2 protein-coding genes are annotated in these 1,615 nt (G+C 73.7%); both read right to left on the bottom strand.

Going from position 1 to position 1,615, the window contains the following annotated elements; genetic code table 11:
• Positions 1-696: alpha/beta fold hydrolase (locus tag KS423_RS45180; protein WP_224285472.1), on the bottom strand; the 696-nt coding region annotated here is incomplete at its 3' end.
• A 119-nt stretch (positions 697-815) separates the two neighbouring features.
• A partial coding sequence (locus tag KS423_RS45175; protein WP_224285471.1) for a DUF2797 domain-containing protein occupies positions 816-1,615 on the bottom strand: 800 nt, incomplete at its 5' end.

Genomic DNA, 1,615 nt, shown 5'->3' with positions numbered 1-1,615 from the left:
GGCCGCGAAGGCGTGCGCCCCGGTCGCGAAGCCCTCCGCCCAGCCGATCGCGCCCGCGGCCTCCGCGCGGGAGGGGAAGGCCGCGCCGTAGGCGGCCAGCCAGGTGTCGGTGATCAGGGCGTTGTTCTGGAAGCCGTTGAGCTTCAGGGTGCTGAGGATCGTGTAGCCGAGTTCGCCGAGGACGGCGCCAAGACTGCCGTCCGCGTGCGCCCGGGCGATCCAGCCGAACCACGGGGACTCGGCCGCGTTGGCGGCGAGCGCCGCGCCGAGGCCGGGCTGGCCGAACGGCGTGGGCCCGTTGACGCTCACCACCCGGGCGATCAGCCCGGGGTGGCGGGCGGCCAGGCCCATGCCGACCGGTCCGCCGAAGTCGTGCATGACCAGGGTGATTTCACGCAGGCCGAGATCCAGGACCAGCGCCTCCAGGTTGTCGACGTGGTCCTGCAGCCAGTAGCTGCGGTCGGCCGGAGTGGCACTCTTGCCGAAGCCCATGTGGTCGGGGACGACCACCCGGTGGGTCGGGGCCAGCCGGCGGATCAGGTCCCGGAAGAGGTAGCCCCAGGTGGGTTCACCGTGCAGGCAGAGCACCACGGGGCCGGCACCCTCGTCCACGTAGTGCATGGGGAAGCCGGGGGCCGTGCTGACGTGCGGTCGGTACGGGAAGGTGCCGTCGAAGGTCTCGTGGGCAGCGATCATGGGCTGGATCCGCTCCAAAGTGGTAGCAAATTAAAACCGCAAGGCCGAGGCTAGGCCCTTGCGGTTTTATTACGCAACCACCATGGTCGGAGCGGGTCCACGGGATCTCGCGGAACTTCTCAGAACAGCGCCTCCTGGGTGTCCGGCTCCGGCGGACGCAGGCGCTCGTGGAGGGTCAGCCCCTCGGAGCCGCGGCCGGCGACCGGGCTGAGCGTCCAGCCGGTGAGCAGCCGGGTGTCCAGCAGCAGCGGGCCGGAGCCGTCCGCCTGGTCGAGGAAGAGGTGCCGGCCCACCGGCGGCCGGAGCCGGCCCGCGACGACCGCGCCGTCGGCCAGCCCGGCGATCTCCCGGTACGCCTCCGGGGCGCCGCCGGCCAGGCCGTAGCGCTCGACGTGGTCGACCACCGGACGGTCGGCGAGCAGTTCCAGGGCGTGGCCGACCAGCAGCCCGTGTGCCCGGGCGCGGGCCTCGGTGAGCACCGTACGGCGGTACGGGGCGTCGCCGTGCGACCACCAGTGGTCGCTCTTGAGCCGGGACTTGTACCGCTCGCGGGCCAGGCCCGAGGCGGCGACGGTGAGTTCGGCGCGCCGGATCGCCGGCAGGGCGCCACGGGCGGTGAACGCGTAGGCCAGCGCGCCCTGTTCGAGCAGCCGGCTGTCGCCGCGCTGCTCGGCGGTCAGGCCGACCTTGAGCAGCCCCTCGCCGAACCAGGCGAGGTAGAGCAGGTAGGTGCGGCCGTCGTCGAGGATCTGGTCCCGGGCGAGGGCGAGGCCGCGGTCCACGCTCTGGCAGGCCGGGCACTGCGTCGCGCCGCCGCCCGGATCGATCACCGCGTGGTGCGGGCAGGGCGTCCGCTCCGTCGCCCCGGCCAGCCAGGCCCCGACGCAGCGGCGCGGGCCGCCCAGCAGCCAGCCGACCT

This window comes from Streptomyces sp. LS1784 (assembly GCF_020103755.1).
Lineage (GTDB): Bacteria > Actinomycetota > Actinomycetes > Streptomycetales > Streptomycetaceae > Kitasatospora.
This window is presented reverse-complemented; position numbering and strand designations above follow the sequence as displayed.